16 protein-coding genes and 1 pseudogene are annotated in these 15,571 nt (G+C 66.2%); 9 read left to right on the top strand and 8 right to left on the bottom strand.

Annotation, left to right across the window (positions count from 1 at the left end; genetic code table 11):
• Positions 1-176: 176 nt before the first annotated feature.
• Positions 177-935 carry an NYN domain-containing protein gene (locus HPS01S_RS15125; RefSeq protein WP_066157868.1) on the bottom strand — a complete coding sequence of 253 codons (759 nt, stop codon included), beginning with the start codon at positions 933-935 and terminating at the stop codon, positions 177-179.
• A gap of 18 nt (positions 936-953) precedes the next feature.
• Complete coding sequence (locus tag HPS01S_RS15120; RefSeq protein ID WP_174545256.1) at positions 954-2,780, bottom strand: 3'-5' exonuclease; 1,827 nt, start codon at positions 2,778-2,780, stop codon at positions 954-956.
• Between the two features lie 98 nt (positions 2,781-2,878).
• Here HPS01S_RS15120 and HPS01S_RS15115 point away from each other — a divergent pair, with 98 nt between their 5' ends.
• Both HPS01S_RS15115 and HPS01S_RS15110 read left to right on the top strand, forming a co-directional pair.
• Positions 2,879-3,169 carry a nucleotidyltransferase family protein gene (locus tag HPS01S_RS15115; protein ID WP_066158165.1) on the top strand — a complete coding sequence of 97 codons (291 nt, stop codon included), beginning with the start codon at positions 2,879-2,881 and terminating at the stop codon, positions 3,167-3,169.
• Positions 3,166-3,522: a HepT-like ribonuclease domain-containing protein gene (locus tag HPS01S_RS15110; RefSeq protein WP_066157862.1), complete on the top strand. Its 357-nt coding sequence runs from the start codon at positions 3,166-3,168 to the stop codon at positions 3,520-3,522. Before HPS01S_RS15115 ends, HPS01S_RS15110 begins: the two co-directional genes overlap by 4 nt.
• A 194-nt stretch (positions 3,523-3,716) precedes the next feature.
• Here the strand turns inward: HPS01S_RS15110 and HPS01S_RS15105 are convergent.
• Positions 3,717-4,279, bottom strand: a pseudogene (locus HPS01S_RS15105) (transposase); the annotation flags it as partial.
• A gap of 199 nt (positions 4,280-4,478) precedes the next feature.
• On the opposite strand from HPS01S_RS15105, the gene HPS01S_RS15100 reads away from it, so the two are divergent.
• Both HPS01S_RS15100 and HPS01S_RS15095 read left to right on the top strand, forming a co-directional pair.
• The gene (locus HPS01S_RS15100) at positions 4,479-5,342 is read left to right on the top strand and encodes a restriction endonuclease (RefSeq protein WP_066157854.1); all 864 of its coding nucleotides are present in this window, start codon (positions 4,479-4,481) and stop codon (positions 5,340-5,342) included.
• The gene (locus HPS01S_RS15095) at positions 5,312-5,635 is read left to right on the top strand and encodes a hypothetical protein (protein ID WP_066157851.1); all 324 of its coding nucleotides are present in this window, start codon (positions 5,312-5,314) and stop codon (positions 5,633-5,635) included. Before HPS01S_RS15100 ends, HPS01S_RS15095 begins: the two co-directional genes overlap by 31 nt.
• A gap of 26 nt (positions 5,636-5,661) precedes the next feature.
• On the opposite strand, the gene HPS01S_RS15090 is transcribed toward HPS01S_RS15095, so the two are convergent.
• Positions 5,662-6,576, bottom strand: coding sequence for a DUF3014 domain-containing protein (locus tag HPS01S_RS15090; protein WP_084397407.1), 915 nt, complete (start codon positions 6,574-6,576; stop codon positions 5,662-5,664).
• A gap of 57 nt (positions 6,577-6,633) precedes the next feature.
• Positions 6,634-8,397 carry a T6SS phospholipase effector Tle1-like catalytic domain-containing protein gene (locus HPS01S_RS15085; RefSeq protein ID WP_066157849.1) on the bottom strand — a complete coding sequence of 588 codons (1,764 nt, stop codon included), beginning with the start codon at positions 8,395-8,397 and terminating at the stop codon, positions 6,634-6,636.
• Between the two features lie 140 nt (positions 8,398-8,537).
• On the opposite strand from HPS01S_RS15085, the gene HPS01S_RS15080 reads away from it, so the two are divergent.
• The gene (locus HPS01S_RS15080) at positions 8,538-9,359 is read left to right on the top strand and encodes a hypothetical protein (RefSeq protein WP_066157847.1); all 822 of its coding nucleotides are present in this window, start codon (positions 8,538-8,540) and stop codon (positions 9,357-9,359) included.
• Positions 9,360-9,454: 95 nt separating this feature from the next.
• Positions 9,455-9,859 carry a hypothetical protein gene (locus HPS01S_RS15075; protein WP_066157845.1) on the top strand — a complete coding sequence of 135 codons (405 nt, stop codon included), beginning with the start codon at positions 9,455-9,457 and terminating at the stop codon, positions 9,857-9,859.
• Positions 9,860-9,886: 27 nt separating this feature from the next.
• Here the strand turns inward: HPS01S_RS15075 and yghU are convergent, their stop codons facing one another.
• A complete protein-coding gene (gene yghU / locus HPS01S_RS15070) occupies positions 9,887-10,711 on the bottom strand; it encodes a glutathione-dependent disulfide-bond oxidoreductase (RefSeq protein ID WP_066157843.1) in 825 nt (274 codons plus the stop codon).
• Positions 10,712-10,840: 129 nt separating this feature from the next.
• Here yghU and HPS01S_RS15065 point away from each other — a divergent pair, with 129 nt between their 5' ends.
• Positions 10,841-12,388, top strand: coding sequence for a sensor histidine kinase (locus HPS01S_RS15065; protein ID WP_066157840.1), 1,548 nt, complete (start codon positions 10,841-10,843; stop codon positions 12,386-12,388).
• Positions 12,389-12,408: 20 nt separating this feature from the next.
• On the opposite strand, the gene HPS01S_RS15060 is transcribed toward HPS01S_RS15065, so the two are convergent.
• Complete coding sequence (locus HPS01S_RS15060; RefSeq protein WP_066157837.1) at positions 12,409-13,368, bottom strand: chemotaxis protein; 960 nt, start codon at positions 13,366-13,368, stop codon at positions 12,409-12,411.
• 169 nt (positions 13,369-13,537) lie between these two features.
• On the opposite strand from HPS01S_RS15060, the gene HPS01S_RS15055 reads away from it, so the two are divergent.
• The gene (locus HPS01S_RS15055; RefSeq protein ID WP_066158161.1) at positions 13,538-14,167 is read left to right on the top strand and encodes a hypothetical protein; all 630 of its coding nucleotides are present in this window, start codon (positions 13,538-13,540) and stop codon (positions 14,165-14,167) included.
• On the opposite strand, the gene HPS01S_RS15050 is transcribed toward HPS01S_RS15055, so the two are convergent.
• Positions 14,164-15,102, bottom strand: a complete 939-nt coding sequence (locus HPS01S_RS15050; protein ID WP_066157833.1) for a M14 family metallopeptidase — start codon at positions 15,100-15,102, stop codon at positions 14,164-14,166. The genes HPS01S_RS15055 and HPS01S_RS15050 overlap by 4 nt on opposite strands.
• Positions 15,103-15,145: 43 nt before the next feature.
• On the opposite strand from HPS01S_RS15050, the gene HPS01S_RS15045 reads away from it, so the two are divergent.
• On the top strand, positions 15,146-15,463 hold the full coding sequence (locus HPS01S_RS15045; protein ID WP_066158160.1) for a DUF2322 family protein: 318 nt from the start codon (positions 15,146-15,148) through the stop codon (positions 15,461-15,463).
• Positions 15,464-15,571: the final 108 nt, after the last annotated feature.

The raw sequence follows: 15,571 nt of genomic DNA, 5'->3' as shown, positions 1-15,571 counted from the left end.
AGAAGTTTCACGACCAGTATCCGACCGTAGCATCCCATCATACGGTTTACGAACTTACGAGGGCCTTCGAGCCTGCCTCCGCGCAGCCCCATAGCCCATCCAAAGAAGAGTCTTACGCTTGCGCTCTCGAGAGGCATACAAGCTAAGTACGTCTTGGCGACATCAGGCACCCACATTCAGCGTGCAACACGCTTCATTCGAATCTGTGGGTTGTTAAGGACCACGCCGTCGGGACGTGTCACCGGAGTGTCCTTGACCTCCACATAGTTCAACGTGCGCACCAGATCGCTCAGTTTCTTGAACCCGTAGTTCCGCGCGTCGAATGACGGGTGAACCTTGCCAATGTGCCCGCCCACGCCACCCAGAGGCGCCCAACCATCCTCACGGGCGTTCGCGTCGATAGCGGCAATCATCAAAGGCTGGAGCTGCACCAGCTCCTTGACAGGCACGTCAACGCGTTCGGCTGCGGCCGCTTGGGGGTCCGCCGGCTTCTGCCGCAGGATCTCCAGATAGATGAACTTGTCGCAAGCTGCCACGAAGGGCTCTGGCGTGTGTCGCTCACCAAACCCATAGACCTCCAAGCCAGCCTCTCGGATGCGGGTCGCCAGCCGGGTGAAGTCACTGTCAGACGACACCAGGCAGAAGCCATCCACGACTCCAGCGTGCAGAACATCCATGGCGTCGATGATCAATGCAGAATCGGTCGCGTTCTTGCCCGTCGTGTACCGGAACTGCTGGATCGGCTGTACCGCATTTGCATGTAGAACTGTCTTCCAGGGCGTTAGGTTCGTGGTCGTCCAGTCACCGTATGCGCGCTTGATCGTTGCGGTTCCGTAACGGGAAATTTCGGACATCAGCTCCTGTACCAGCGCCGCCTGTGCGTTGTCGGCGTCGATCATCACCGCCAGGCGGCTGCTGTTTGGTTTGCTAGCCATCGGTCCTCCTATCTGTACTTATTGCGCAAGGCGACTGGCAAAGCCACCTGAACCACTCGCCCCAATCACCAACCGCTGCGTCGCCCGCGTGGCCCCCACATAGAACAGCCGCGCTTCCTCGCGCTCGTCTTCGCCCTCGGCGGGCATGCGCCCGGCACCCACCAGCGCCACCACCGGGAACTCCAGCCCTTTGCTGACGTGCAGCGTCATCACCTTGATGCTGTCGTGCGCGGGGTCGAACACGCTGGATGACTTGCGGCGCACTTGGTGCGGCAGCTTGCGTTTGCGCAGGAATTCGGCGCACATGTCCATTTCGCTGTGGTGGCGGCAAAGGATGGCCATGTCGGCCCAGGCGTGGCCTTCGCGGTGGGCGGAGGCCAGCAGCTCGGCCACCTGGGCCACCTCTTCGCGCAGGGTGGGCAGGCACACGATGAGCGGCGCCTCGCCGTCGCGCCCGCAGCTCACGGGCTTGAGCAGCGGCACGCCGTCGTCGTCCTTGTCTTCGGCCGTGAGTAGATCAGCCGCAACCAAGCTGGCGGTTTGCAGGATCTGCCGCGTGTTGCGGTAGTTGATCTTGAGGATGGTGGTGCGCCCCTGCGCCTGGATGCCCACGCTCTTGAAGCTGAAGTTTTTGCTCTTCTGCGTGCGGTCGTAGATGCTCTGCGCGTCGTCGTACAGCACGAGCAGGCTGTTGGTGGTGGGGTCCACCATTTGCACCACCAGGCGCAGCCATTCGGGCGCGAAGTCGTGGCCTTCGTCAATCAGCACGGCCTGGTATTGCCCGCTGGGGATCTGGCGGCGGTCCACGCCGGTGATGACGCGCTGGACCATGTCTTCAAAGAAGGCGTCCCAAGGCAGGTTCTTGGGGGGCAGGTCTTGCCCGTAGGCCACCAATTGCTGTCGACACCACTTGTGGAAGTGCACGGCGTGCACACGGTCGGCAATGCCTTTGGCGGCCATCACGCGGGCAATCTGTCGGGCCAGCGGCTCGTTGTAGCAGAGGATGAGGATGGGTTTGCTGGTGGCGGTCTGGGCTTTGGCCAGGTGCTCGGCGCGGTAGCCCAGCAGCATGGTCTTGCCCGAACCGGCCACGCCGTGGATGACGCGGTGCCCGTCGCCCAGGCTGCGGGCCAGCTGCTCCTGCTGCAGGTCCATCACCCGCATGATGCTGGGCAGTTCGGCGGCTTCGTCAGCGTCATCAAACAGCTCGCCGGTCACCTGCAGGCGCACCTCGGGGAACATGATCCAGCGCACCCGGTCCATCTGCGGCAGCGACATGACGCCGCCCATCATGAAGGGGAACATGTCCCACAGGCGGCTTTGCAGCGCCTCGGACTCCACGTGTTCGCCCATCTCGTCCTGGCAGATGACGCGGTGCGGTTCGATGGCGTGGGCGAGTTCGGCCTTGTCGAACTGCGCGCGGGTGATGTTGGGCAGCACCACGCCGTAACTCCACGGAAAGGCCAGCTTGCCCTGGTGCCGGCCTTCGGGCTGCACCAGCTGCGGGTCGCGCTCCAGCGCGTTGACCACCTGGTGCGCGTACTGCCGGGCCTGCTCCAGCGGGTTGGGAATGGTCTTGGGGCCGAGCTCGCCGTGGATGTCCCAGGTCTGCTTGTTGGCCTGGATGAGGGTGGAGAGCCGGAAGTCCTTGACCTCCAGGATCAGGATGCCCCGGCGCGGGTGCATGACGACAAAGTCCGGGTGCAGGTAGCGGGGGCCAACGGCCACGTCGTACCAGAGCAGGTAGTCGGCGTCGAGTTTCTGTTCCAGCCGCTCAGCTGTGCGGCGTTCGCCCGGCGTCATGCGTGCAACGCAACTCCCCAGGGCGGGTATCAGTGTGGCCATCTCACTTGTGTCTTTTTGTTTCCCTGGGCGGCATGATGCCCGCTTTTTGCGGGAACGTGCTCGTTTACCTGCCAACCTCGGCCACCTACACTACGCCCATGCGCCCTTCCCAAGCCCTTGCCCAACACCGCGATGCCGTCTGCAGCGCCGCGCGGCGCTATCGCGTGAGCAATCCAAGGGTGTACGGCTCGGTGCTGCAGGGCCGCGACACCGAGGGCAGCGATCTGGACCTGCTGGTGGACCCGCTGCCCGGGACCACGCTGTTTGACCTGGGCGGCTTGCAGGACGAGCTGGAAGAGCTGATGGGCCTGCGGGTGGACGTGAGAACCCCCAAGGACTTGCCTGCGAGCTTCCGCGCGCAGGTACTGGCCGAAGCCCGCCCGGTATGAACGAAAACCGCCTGCCGGACTACCTTCAACACATGCGGCAAGCCGCCGCAGACGCCGTCGGCTTCGTCGAGGGCATGAGCCGGGACGAGTTTCTGGCTGACAAACGCACGCAGCAAGCGGTGGTCATGAGCCTGATCGTGCTGGGCGAAGCGGCCACCAAGGTGATGGACCGTTACCCCGATTTCGCCAACGCCCAAGCGCAGATTCCCTGGCGCAGCATGCGCGGCATGCGCAACCGGATCGCGCACGGGTACTTCGATATCGATCTGGGCGTGGTCTGGGATACGGTTCAAAACGCGCTGCCGGGGTTGCTGGTTGCGGTACAGCCACTGCTGGACGACTCAGGGGCTTGAGCTTCAATGTGCGCCCCTCGGTCAAACTCGCCCTTTGACCGAGGCAACCGCACTTACTACGTCAGCGTCGAACGCCTGCGAGCCTTTGGGCAACTGGCTCCGCTGCAACGGCTGCAGTGGGTGGAGCTGTGTTCGCACTTTGTGCGGCTAGGGCAAAAATCGCTCCAAGCGGCCAAAACTGTTTCTCATGTTTTACATAACCGTCGAAATGAATGCAGATCGCTGATCTGCTGCCTGATCTCGGCCAGCAACTGTGCATCACCCGCTGGCGTGCGCCCCTTGCGGCCATCGCGCCAGTCCTCGCTGCGGTGATGCAGCTCGTACACATGCGAGCGCGCCACGCCCAGCACCCGGCAGACCGTCTTCATTGGTCGTCCCCGGGCAACAAGGGCGAGCGCGCAATCCACTTTTTTTCAGCGGCGTACTCCACGGCTTCCTTGAGGATCTCGTTCTCCAGGGTCTTCTTGCCCAGCACCCGCTGCAGCTTGGCGATCTCGGCCCGGGCTGCGGCCAGCTCCGATGCCGGCACCACGGCCTCGCCGGCACTGACGGCCGTCAGGGCGCCTTGGCGATCGAGCTTTCTCCACTGGAAAAGCAAGCTGGCTGCAACGCCTTCCTGGCGTGCCACCAGCGACACGCTCATGCCCGGTTCGTAGGTGCGCCGCACCAGCGCTGCTTTCTCCGCGGGGGACCAGCGCCTGCGGCGCTGGTCTTTCAAGATGACTTCAACAGTGTCCGTATGCCTAGTCGTACTCACAGTCCTACTCCTATCTTCAAAGATAAGCGATAGGACGGGTCCGGAGGTTCAGGGGGCTATCTCAGTCGCAGGAGCGATCAACGCCAGAACGATGAAAAGTGGCTGCACGTGTGCCTTGGCACCGCAAGTCTTGTGCATGGTGTCCTCCCCGGTTCTCTGTGCGGCATCATCGGCCGCTGCAAGCAGTGGAAGGATATCAATGGGTCGGAGCAGACGTCACGGACGGAATTCACGCAAACGACAGTCGGCGCTGTTTCTCGAAAAAGGTCTGGCCGCACTGGTGTTGGGCGTCGTGATGCTGGCCGCACCCTTGTTTGTGAACGGAAGTCCGGTCCTGAATGCGGTGGCTCAGGGCGTCCGGATTCCTGCGCTGCTGGCGATGGGCATCGGTGCGGTGCTGCTGGCGGTTCATGCACTGACGCGGAAGCCCGCCGAGCGCGCAGCATCGGTCCAGGCACCGGCACTCGACGAGCAGCCGCCCGCGTTGGCATCGTGGAGCGACGACGTGCTGTCCAGGATCGAGTGGCGCCGCTTCGAGGCGCTGGTCGAGGCGCTGTTTGCGCAGGCGGGTTTCGAGACGCGCAGCCAGTCGCACGGTGCCGACGGCGGGGTGGACATCTGGCTGCACTCGAAAAACGCCGAGGGGCCGGTGGCGGTGGTGCAGTGCAAGCACTGGCAGGGCAAGCCGGTGGGCGTGCGAGAGATGCGCGAGTTTCTGGGTGTCATGGCGTCGCACGGTCTCAAGCGCGGCACCTATGCCACTTCATCAAGCTTCACCAACGACGCCCTCGCGTTCGCCAAGGCCAACGGCATCAACGCGCAGGATGGCGGCAGTCTGCTGCGAATGATCCGCCACCGCACGCCCGAACAGCAGGCCGAACTGCTGGCTGTGGCGACCGAAGGCGAATACTGGCGCCCGACCTGTGCGAGCTGCGGCGTGAAGATGGTAGAACGTTCACCCAGAAGCGGCGGCTCGTCGTTCTGGGGTTGCGTGAATTTCCCGCAGTGCCGAGCGACGCTGCCCAAACGCCCATGCCCCGCCCCCACCACCACGTCTACGTGATCGAGCTGCACCCGGATGTGCTGCAGGAGCGCAAGTTCCGTCAGTGCAATCCGGGCTATGTCCAGGGCAAGCCGTGCGTGTACGTGGGCATGACGGGGCTGGACCCGGATGTGCGGTTCGACAAGCACAAAGCGGGCATCCAGGCGAATGGCTATGTCATGAAGTACGGCCTGCGCCTGCTGCCGGACCTGTACGAGGGTTTCAACCCGATGTCCTATGAGGATGCGCAGCAGCGCGAGGTCGAGATCGGCATCGACCTGCGCTCGGCGGGCTTCGGGGTGTGGCAGGCCTGAACCGTTTCAGGTCGGGTGCGCGGGGTCTACTTCTTCACCAGATGCTGGCGGAGGTCGGCCAGCTTGGCCTGCAAGCGCCGCTGGTTGTCGGGCCCGACGCGGATGAGGATCTTGCGCCCGGCCGACAGGTTCTGCAGCTGCGGGTCGGCAAACTCGTAGCGCACCCAGGGCCGTTGCGAAGGCACGGAGCCTTTGACTTCCACCAGATGGACCGCCGGCGCCTGCGCGGGCACGGGCGTGTCGATCAGGTGGTCGATCACCTGCACCAGCCGGTCGTTGAAGTAGCGCCCCGGGAAGCCCTGTTCCGCATAAGCCTGCTGGAACAGCGGGTAGAGGCGGCGGTACATGCCCACCGCCTGGGCCGTGTCGATCGACTCGATCAGGCCCACCAGTGGCTGGTAGCGCCGGCTGTTGTCGGGGTGGATGGTCTCGGTGCCGTCGGCGCTGTTGCGCTGGGTGGTGAAGCGTTGCGGCGTGGGGCTGACGGGCCAGACGGTGACCGGCGCGTGTGGCCGTGCGAGGTTGTCCACGGTGGCCACCGCGTGGGACAGGAAGCCGTCGATCTGCAGGAAGTTGAGCACGTTCTTGCGGCCGATCAGGCGCTCCAGCATCTGGTTCACCTGCGGCCCGGCGTCGGCCAGCGCAGGCAAGGGTTCCTTGTCGGCCAGGCCGTCGGCGCCGGGTTCGGCGGCGTCGATGGGGTGTTCGACCGCGGGCGCGGCCGGCGATGCGGCGGGGGCTGGCGGCGGTGCGGGCTCGGCGGGCGCGGCCGGGGCGGCGGCCACCGGTGCGGCTTCGGGTGCGGGCACCGCCTGGTAGCGCTTCCAGGCGTAGTAGCCGCCTGCGGCCACGAGGGCGAGCACGATGGCCGCCACGATCAGGGAGGGAGTGCGGGAAGGTTCGGGGGGACGGTATTCGTCGCGATCCAGTTCAGGTTCCATGGGCCTCATCTGCGCCGTAGCGGTGGACAGGCGGACCATCCTACGCGTCTGGAGGGGTCAGGTCCACCCTGCGCCCCGACCTCCCGCCCTGCCCGGCCACAAAACCAGCCACACCACCCCCACCAGCCCGACCCACTTCAGCAGCGCCAGCAGCGACATCAGCACGCCAGTGAAGGCCGCGACGAAGAAGTATTCGCTGTGGGTGAGCGTGATCGTGAGCCAGGTGAACAGGTTTTCGCCGACGTCGGAAAACACCATCAGCGGCAGCGCCCAGCCCAGGCGGTTGAGCCAGCGCGAAACGGGCTGGCCCACGCGCCGCAGCCCGGCCCCGCGCGCGAACCCGGCCACGCAGAAACGCGACAGCACCTGGGCGTAGGCCACGATCAGCCCCAGGTCCCACAGCAGCGACCAGCGCGGTGAGCCGAACAGGTTCACCTGCTGCAGACCGGTGATCAGTCCTTCCCAGATCTGGCCCCGCTCAACGGCGGCGAGACCGTCGTAAAACCACAGCATCTGCCAGCGCACGAAGTCCAGGTTGGTGGCCAGAAACGCCGGGTAGCTGGAGAGCGCCTGCCACAGGTCGGCCCAGAAGTTCTGCTGCGCGTAGTACTCGCCCTTGAGCAGCATCTGCCCGATGCCGCCGTACAGCACCAGGAAGGCCAGGCCCCAGCCCAGGATGGGCCACCAGGGCTGGGGCCGCGCCCAGTCGGTGTCTTTCGGGTAGGCCACGGCAAGGGACTGCACGCTGGGGTGTTCTTCGGCGGGGATGGTCTGCCGGCCACCGGCGCCGTCGTCCACCAGCCCCGGGGTGCGCACCGCCATGCCGGTGACGGCCCACAGCGGGGTGCGGTGCAGTTCGCTGTGGGCCACGGGCACCAGCGGTTTGGGGCTGGACGGGTCGGCGTACAGCGCTTGCAGCACCTGCTGGTCGGTCATGGGCTGACCGTCTGCCGCGTTCAGGCGAAGGCCGCATTGCACGGCCTCGCCCACCAGCCACCCCATGGCCCGGTCGGCCAGCGCCAGTCGGTCGGGCGTGTAGCCGCCCCCCACGTCGCAATGAGCGCCAGAGAACCAGAGCTGTTTCAGCGACACGGGCAGACCGCGGTCGGACCGGTACTGGCCGTTGGGGTCGACGTACTGCCGGGGAGCGAACTGCGCGCGGTATTCGTCCAGGGCCAGCGCCTGCCGGACGTTGAGGAAGCGCTTGCCGCCCACGTCGGCGCGCGCGGTGAACTGTTTGGAAAACGGCGGCATGCCGACAGACGCCACCGTGTCCCAGACGCCCACGAAGTGGATGTTGACGTGCTGTTCGAAGGGGTCGGCGAACAGCTGCGTGGCCTGCCGGGCGATGCGGCGCGCGCTGTCGCCGCGGCTGTCGCGGTCCGAGAAGTAGACGTGCAGCAGCGACGGCACCATCGAGACCATGTGCGGCTGCAGGATGCCGAACATGTTCACCAGCCCCGCAACACTGCGCGCCGTGAAGGCCCCGCGCGAAAAGCCGAAGACGTAGAGCTCGTCGCCGGGCTGGTAGCTCGACATGAGGAACTGGTAGCACTCGGCCATGTTCTCGTAGACCCCGCGGCCGAAGGCCAGGCCGGCCAACCGCTCGCCGTAGCGGTTGATGCTGTCCCACACGGTGGCGCCGGGCAGCTCGCCCGGGTTGCCGACGCCGGGGTCGTAGAACACCAGCTGCTGCTCATCGCCGTGGGTGCGGAGCAATTGGCACAGCCGCACGACGTTGGTGTCGTTCTCGCCGCCAGTGAGGTTGTTGTTGGTCCCGTCGCAGCAGAGCACGATCTGGCGTGGCGTCGAAGCGTTCATGGGTCTGCTCCTTCACAAGCCGTGGGAGCTGCAAGTGTGATCCCAAAAATGCCCGGCCACTCCCCCCTGAATGAGGGAGGCGCAGGCCTGCGTTGAGGAGTAGCTTGGCAGCACCTCTCACCAACCATTCGGAGGTTTCCATGGGCGACACGAACGACAAGCCACCGGCCAAAGAGGGCTGGCTGGTCAAGCTGAATCTGGTGCTGACGATGGTGCTGGCGGCACTGGGTTTCTGGCTGAACTTCAACTCCCAGCAGCAGAAGCTGGCCTTCGACGAGCAGAAGCTGGCCATCGAAAAGCTGCAGTCCCTGCTGGCCACGAACCGCGATCAGCGCGAGGAGCGCGGCTCGCGCGAGCAGATGCGGCTGCAGTTGTTCGACAAGGTGTCGGTCTCCCTGCAGAAAGGCGAGGACCGGCATGTCGAGGCGGCGCGCGCGCTGGTCGAAAGCCTGCTGTCCACGAACGACCCGGTGGAGTCCGAGCTTCGGGTGGGCCTGATCCGCGCGCTGTCCCTGGGCGCGCCGCCGGCCAAGCAGCAGGAGCTGATCGAGGCCGCCAACAAGGAAGCGACTTTCAGGACCGAGCAGAAGGCACTGGAAGCCGACGTGCTGCGGCGGGCGGAAAAGCCCCTTGCACGGGAGAGTCCCCTGGCTGCATACCGGGTGGATGTCTTCTACTGCGCCGGGGTCTCGGCGGCCGCCAATGAAAGCAAGGCCCAGTGGGTCCAGAAAACGCTCAGGGAACGCATCGCTGGCATACAGGTGCGGGTCAGGGAACTGGCGCCGTCCATCAACGCCAGTCCGGGCTATGGCATCACCCGCAGCGAGGTGCGATATGAAACCGCCACGGAAGCCCGCGCCGCCGAAGAGCTGGCCAGCATCCTCTCCACCGGCGGCACCCGGCTGCCGCTGAGGCCCGTGAACAACGCCACGCCCCTGTACCTGAGCGTGTTTGCCTGCTGACCTGCGGCTTTGTCCTACACGCGCCTCAGGCTTCGTCGGACGCGCGGGCTCTGCGGGTTCAGGGATGATCGGTCCACCATCACAGGAGACCCACCATGAATGCACTGGCTTGCAGCGTTTTCTCCGTCGCCCTCTGTGGATCCCTCGTCCCTGCGTGGGCCGCGGGCGACCGGCCGTCCGTGCAGGCGCAATACCAGGCCGACCGCCAGGCCTGCCTGTTGCTCACCGATCCCGTGGCGCGGCAGGACTGCCTGCGCGAAGCCGGAGCGGTGCGCCAGGAGGCGCTGCAGGGTCAGCGTGCGCCCACACCCGATGCCGCCACGCTGACCCGCAACGCCCTGGTGCGCTGCCAGGTGCACCCGGCGGGCACCGAGCGCGACATGTGCGAACGCATGGTGCGGGGCGAAGGCCGGGTGCAGGGTGATGTGGCCAGCGGCGGTGTGTTGCGCGAGCTCACGGTGACGGTGCCCGCCCCGACGCCGGTCGACGCCGCGCGTTGACTCCGAAGCACCGCTGGCGGGGCCGCTTCAGTGCCGCTCGGGCACCTGCCCTGCCTCGTCGCCCCACACGCGGTTGATGCGGCGGCCACGCTGCACGGCCGGGCGTTCGCCGATGGTCTGCGCCCAGCGCAGCACGTGCGTGTACTCGTGCACCGAGAGGAACTCGCCCGCGTTGTAGATCTTGCCCTCGACCAGGGCGCCGTACCACGGATAGATGGCGATGTCGGCGATGCTGTATTCGTCACCCGCCATGAAGGTGTGCGTGGCCAGGTGGCGGTTGAGCACGTCGAGCTGGCGCTTGGTCTCCATGGCGAAGCGGTTGATGGGGTACTCGAACTTCTCGGGCGCGTAGGCGTAGAAGTGCCCGAAACCGCCGCCCAGGTAGGGGGCAGAGCCCATCTGCCAGAACAGCCAGTTCAGCGCCTCGGTGCGCGGCCCGTGCGCCTTGGGCAGGAAGGCACCGAACTTCTCGGCCAGGTACAGCAGGATGGAGCCAGACTCGAACACGCGCGTCGGCGGTTCGGTGCTGCGGTCCAGCAGGGCCGGGATCTTGGAGTTGGGGTTGACCTCGACGAAGCCGCTGGAGAACTGGTCGCCCTCGCTGATCTTGATCAGCCAGGCGTCGTATTCGGCGCCGCTGTGGCCCAGAGCCAGCAGCTCTTCGAGCATCACGGTCACTTTCACGCCGTTGGGCGTGGCCATCGAATACAGCTGCAGCGGGTGTTTGCCCACCGGCAGGGCCTTGTCGTGCGTGGGGCCGGCGATGGGGCGGTTGATGTTGGCGAACTGACCGCCATTGGCCTGGTCCCAGGTCCAGACAGCGGGGGGGATGTAAGGGGTGTTGGTGCTCATGAGCCCATGCTAGTCCAGCGGCAGAAACCCTGCCATGGCACAACCCCAAAGAGGTGTGGCAAGCGCAGAGGCCCTGTGATAGCCTGCTCCGGGAAGATCCGCCACCGACCTGACCAGACTCCCGGGTCCATGCTGTCCACCCTCCACCACACCGTTCTGCAAAGCATCATCGACCACCTGCCCAGCGGAGTCACGATGTTCGATGCCGGGCAGCGTCTGGTGGCCTACAACCAGCAGGCGCGCAAGCTGCTGGATTTTCCGGACGAGCTGTTCGCCCACGGCATGCCCACGCTGTACGACTTTGCCCTGTTCAACGCACGGCGGGGTGAATACGGACCAGGCGACCCCGAACAGCAGGCACAGGCGGTGAGTGATCGCGCCAGGTCACTGCAACCGCATGTGTTCGAACGCCAGCGGCCCGACGGCACCGTGATCGAAATTCGCGGTACCCCCTTACCCACCGGCGGATTCGTCTCGATCTACACCGACGTCACCGAACGCAAGCGCTCCGAGCAGGAATCCCGCCGCCTGGCGGTCTATCTGGACGCCGTGATCAACGCGCTGCCGCAGGGTGTGACGGTGATCGACGAGCACCTGGTGATACGGCTGTGGAACCGCAGTTTCGAGCAGCTGCTGGACCTCCCCGAGGGTCTGATGAAACCGGGGGTGACCTTCGAGGATGTGGCCCGCAGCAACGCCCAGCGCGGCGAGTACGGTGAAGTGGACGTGGAGGCCAAGGTGGTCGAAGCGGCTGCGCTGGCGCGCCAGTTCCTGCCGCACCGGCTGATCCGCCAGCGCCCGAACGGGCGCACGCTGGAGATCGTGGGCAGCGCCCTGAGCATCGACGGGCAGATCCGCGGCTTTGTCACCACCTACACCGACGTCACCGAGCTGCGCGAAGCCCAGCAGGCCCTGGAGCGACTGAACGCCGAGCTGGACCAGCGGGTGACCGAGCGCACACGGGCGCTGCAGGACCTCAACAAGGAGCTGGAGTCGTTCACCTACTCGGTGTCGCACGACCTGCGCACGCCGCTGCGCAGCATCCAGGGCTTTTCCACGCTGCTGCTGGAGACCGAGGCGGAGAAGCTCAGCGAGCAGGGCCGCACTTCGCTCCAGCGCATCCAGTTCAACGCCGGCCGCATGGGCTCGCTGATCACCGATCTGCTGTCCATGGCCCAGCACAGCCGGGGGGATCTGGACCTGCAGCAGGTGAACCTGAGCGCCATGGCGCAGGGGGTCGCCAACGAGCTGCAGCGGGCCGACCCGGACCGTCAGGCCGACTGGCGCATCGTGCCCGGGTTGTGGGTGCAGGCCGATCCGGGGCTGCTGCGGCTGGTGCTGCAGAACCTGCTGGGCAACGCATGGAAGTACACCGCGCGGCGGGACATGGCGGTGATCGAACTGAGTGGCAGCGGCGAGATCGACCGCATGTGCTGGTTCGAGCTGCAGGACAACGGCGCCGGGTTCGACATGCAGTACGCCGACCAGCTGTTCCAGCCCTTCCAGCGGCTGCACCGTCCGCACGAGTTCGAGGGCACGGGCATCGGGCTGGCAATCGTGCAGCGCATCCTGCAGCGCCACGGGGGCTCGATCAACGGACAGGCCGAGATCGGCCAGGGTGCACTCTTCCGCTTCTGCCTGCCCTGCGTGCAGGCCCAGGCGCCCCGGGGACTCTGAATCGCCCGGAACCGGGGTGCTCAGTGCACGAGCACCTTCCTCAGGGCCGACGCCAGCTCCGAAGCCACGAACTTGGCCACGTAGGCGTCAGCGCCCACGGACTGCACATGGGCCTCGTTGGTCGAACCGGTGAGGGAGGAATGGATGACCACCGGGATGGACTTGAAACGCGGGTCCTGCTTGATGTTGCGCGTGAGTGTGAAGCCGTCCATGACCGGCATCTCCAGGTCGGTCAGCACCAGGGCCACACGGTCGGCGGCCGAACGACCCTCGGCGCGGGCTTCGTCGTCGATCGACTGCAGCCGGTCCCAGGCCTCCTGCCCGGTCTTGGTCATGACAAAGCTCACCCCCATGGCACCCAGCCCCTGCTCGATCAGCATGCGCGCGACCGGCGAATCGTCGGCGGCCAGCACGATCGAACCGGGGGGCAGGACCACCTGGTCGCCCACGGCGTCGAGGGCGGTCTCGTTGGCAGCTGCCGGCATCACGCTGCGCAGAATCTGCTCCACGTCCAGCACCTGCACCAGACGCGTGCTGCCGTTCTCGCCCGCCAGCTTGGCAATGCTGGTCACCAGGTCACCGCCATTGCCTTCGGCGGCCAGCACGTCGCTCCACTCCAGCCGCACGATCTCATCCACTTCCTCCACGGCAAAGGCCTGGGTGGTGCGGGCGTACTCGGTGACCATCAGGATGCTGTGCCCGCGCTTGGGCGTGCAGCCGACCATGGCGGGCAGGTCGATCACAGGAATGATCTGGCCACGGATGTTGGCCACGCCCAGCACCTGTGGCGGTGCGTTGGCGATGCCCGTGATCTTGGGCATGACCAGGATTTCGCGCACCTTGAAGACGTTGATGCCGAACAGCTCGCGGCGGTCGCTGCCGGGCGCCTCGCCCAGGCGAAACAGCATCAGCTCGAACTGGTTGTTGCTGGTGAGCTGCGCGCGCTCGTTGACGTCGTGCAGCGTGGTACTCAGGCTCATGGGGGGCTCCGGAGGGAATATCACTTGCAGGATACGAAGCAAGCGCCCAAGCCTAAGTCCGGATCAGCGCGGCGAAAACCCGCTTATTCACTCGCCCTGTGCACCAGCCGCAAAACGGAGGACACTTGATTCACAGTTCATGCCCGCCGCCAACCCACCCGCTCCCGCCATGACCCGACGCCCCCGAAAAGCCATCGACGCGGAACCCGCCAGCATTCCGGACGCTTCGCCCATCGGTCGGGCGCTGCTGTCGCTGATCGGCAAGGTGCCCTCCTCCCGGGAGCCGGTGAGCAGCGCACCCATGGACGACGCCCGCAAGGCGGCCAACGCTGCGGCGGCCAAGGCCGCGCTGGCCGCAGGCGCGCTGGCGCTGCCACCCGGCGTGGTGGGCTGGCTGACCATCCTGCCGGAGATGATGGGCGTCTGGAAGATCCAGCGGCAGATGGTGGCCGACATCGCAGCGCTCTACGGCAAACACGCCACGCTCACGCCCGAGCAGGTGGTGTACTGCCTGTTCCAGCACACAGCGGCGCAAGGGGTGCGCGACCTGGTGGTCCGTGTCGGCCAGCGCACGCTGGTGCGGCGCGCCTCGCCGGTGCTGATCCGCACGATCACGCGGCGGATCGGCGCCAGGCTGGCACAGAAGGCCGCGGGCAGAGGCGTGGCGCGCTGGATTCCGGTGGTCGGCGCTGTCGGCATGGGGGCCTACGCGTACTACGACACCGCACAGGTCGCAGCCACGGCCATCGACCTGTTCGAGGGCGTGATCGAGGTGGAAGCGGTGGAGATCGACGGTTAGCCACCCCGGCTGGCGAGTGCGAAGCTGATCGCTGCGCGCACTGCCGTGGTCTGCGCCAGATTGCATTGGGACGGTGTCGCCCGCGGGCTGTCCGGGTACACCTCGGTGGTCGTGGTGTAGCGCGCGCCCGTGATGCTGGCGCACAGGCCAAGCTCGCGCAACGGATACCGGATCACACCGGGCGCCACCAAGGGCGAGCCGATGATGCCACCAGCCGCATCTGCGGGCGCGATGTGCGTGACCCTGGAGACCTCGTCGATGATGGCCTGCTGGAACCCGGGTTGGGGGTTCTCGGTGTCGTCCACCAGATAGAAGCCATCGGGAATCGTGCCGGGTTCGAAGGCCTCGCCGTCGCGGGCCGCCTTGGCCGGCCGGAACTCGGATTCGTCGCTGTCGGTGGTTTCGTGCAGGTCGATGTGAGCGATGAACCGCCCTTTGAACGGCGCGACCAGACGCATCAGCGCCGCCGACTCGGGCGCCGGGCTCGGCTCGCGGAACGAGCGGTTGGGGTCGACGGCATCGTGGTTCCAGCGCTGGACGCGCTCATAGGCCCATGGACTGACGCAAGGCACCACCAGCAGGTTGACCCGGTCACTGAACGCCGCGGCATCCTGCGCCAGGAACTGCAGGGCGCCATGAACGCCACTGGTCTCGTAGCCATGCACACCGCCGGTGACCAGGACGACCGGCAAGTCGCTGCCCCACCCCCGACTGCGAACGGCCAGCAACGGCAGACGCCCGTCGCCGGACTCCACCTCTCCATAGGTCTGCACGTCGAAATGACCGCGCAACCGGTCCACCGCCGCCACCACGTCGTCGCGGTGGGAGCGCTGTCGCCGCTGGCGCGAGCGCCAGAGGGCCCGCTCTTCCGGGCCCCAGGGCTTGCCCGGCGTTCCGATGGGATAGAAGGATGTGGTGGCCTCTGAAGACGTCATGGACGGACTTTCTGTGGTGCGGTGGCACAGCGACAATGCAGCCATGAATTTTGCCGAACGCCTCAGATCCCTTCCGTCGGTCGCCCACCTTGCGTCGCTGGACCTGCTCGACGCCAGCGGCGCCCTGGTGGCCAGCATCCACAACCAGCCTGGTCAGACCGGCTCGCTGGCGGTCTACCACGCGCTCGCCAAGCAGTACGGCGGCACCATCACGCCCGAAGCCGCGGTACTCGGTCTGCAGTGGTATGGCGAACACACCGCAGACGCCATGGCGAACCCTGGCAAGCACCCCAACATCGACCGGCTGCTGGCCTGGTCGCAGGGAACGGCCATCTATCTGGTGCGGCCACACAACGCCTGACCGGCGGTCAGATTCACGTCAAGGGGCGTGAACTACAATTGCGGGCTATGTTTGACGCCAGCCCGTTCTCCCTGAACACCGCACCCGCCGCCATGGCCGGTGTTGCTG

The sequence above is a fragment of the Hydrogenophaga pseudoflava NBRC 102511 genome, from assembly GCF_001592285.1.
Taxonomy (GTDB): domain Bacteria; phylum Pseudomonadota; class Gammaproteobacteria; order Burkholderiales; family Burkholderiaceae_C; genus Hydrogenophaga; species Hydrogenophaga pseudoflava.
This window is presented reverse-complemented; position numbering and strand designations above follow the sequence as displayed.

Bases quoted from the DNA above. Each gene is read 5' to 3' on its own strand.
- HPS01S_RS15125 (WP_066157868.1), bottom strand. From the start codon at position 935: ATGGCTAGCAAACCAAACAGCAGCCGCCTGGCGGTGATGATCGACGCC.
- HPS01S_RS15120 (WP_174545256.1), bottom strand. From the start codon at position 2,780: ATGGCCACACTGATACCCGCCCTGGGGAGTTGCGTTGCACGCATGACG.
- HPS01S_RS15115 (WP_066158165.1), top strand. From the start codon at position 2,879: ATGCGCCCTTCCCAAGCCCTTGCCCAACACCGCGATGCCGTCTGCAGC.
- HPS01S_RS15110 (WP_066157862.1), top strand. From the start codon at position 3,166: ATGAACGAAAACCGCCTGCCGGACTACCTTCAACACATGCGGCAAGCC.
- HPS01S_RS15100 (WP_066157854.1), top strand. From the start codon at position 4,479: ATGGGTCGGAGCAGACGTCACGGACGGAATTCACGCAAACGACAGTCG.
- HPS01S_RS15095 (WP_066157851.1), top strand. From the start codon at position 5,312: ATGCCCCGCCCCCACCACCACGTCTACGTGATCGAGCTGCACCCGGAT.
- HPS01S_RS15090 (WP_084397407.1), bottom strand. From the start codon at position 6,576: ATGGAACCTGAACTGGATCGCGACGAATACCGTCCCCCCGAACCTTCC.
- HPS01S_RS15085 (WP_066157849.1), bottom strand. From the start codon at position 8,397: ATGAACGCTTCGACGCCACGCCAGATCGTGCTCTGCTGCGACGGGACC.
- HPS01S_RS15080 (WP_066157847.1), top strand. From the start codon at position 8,538: ATGGGCGACACGAACGACAAGCCACCGGCCAAAGAGGGCTGGCTGGTC.
- HPS01S_RS15075 (WP_066157845.1), top strand. From the start codon at position 9,455: ATGAATGCACTGGCTTGCAGCGTTTTCTCCGTCGCCCTCTGTGGATCC.
- yghU (WP_066157843.1), bottom strand. From the start codon at position 10,711: ATGAGCACCAACACCCCTTACATCCCCCCCGCTGTCTGGACCTGGGAC.
- HPS01S_RS15065 (WP_066157840.1), top strand. From the start codon at position 10,841: ATGCTGTCCACCCTCCACCACACCGTTCTGCAAAGCATCATCGACCAC.
- HPS01S_RS15060 (WP_066157837.1), bottom strand. From the start codon at position 13,368: ATGAGCCTGAGTACCACGCTGCACGACGTCAACGAGCGCGCGCAGCTC.
- HPS01S_RS15055 (WP_066158161.1), top strand. From the start codon at position 13,538: ATGACCCGACGCCCCCGAAAAGCCATCGACGCGGAACCCGCCAGCATT.
- HPS01S_RS15050 (WP_066157833.1), bottom strand. From the start codon at position 15,102: ATGACGTCTTCAGAGGCCACCACATCCTTCTATCCCATCGGAACGCCG.
- HPS01S_RS15045 (WP_066158160.1), top strand. From the start codon at position 15,146: ATGAATTTTGCCGAACGCCTCAGATCCCTTCCGTCGGTCGCCCACCTT.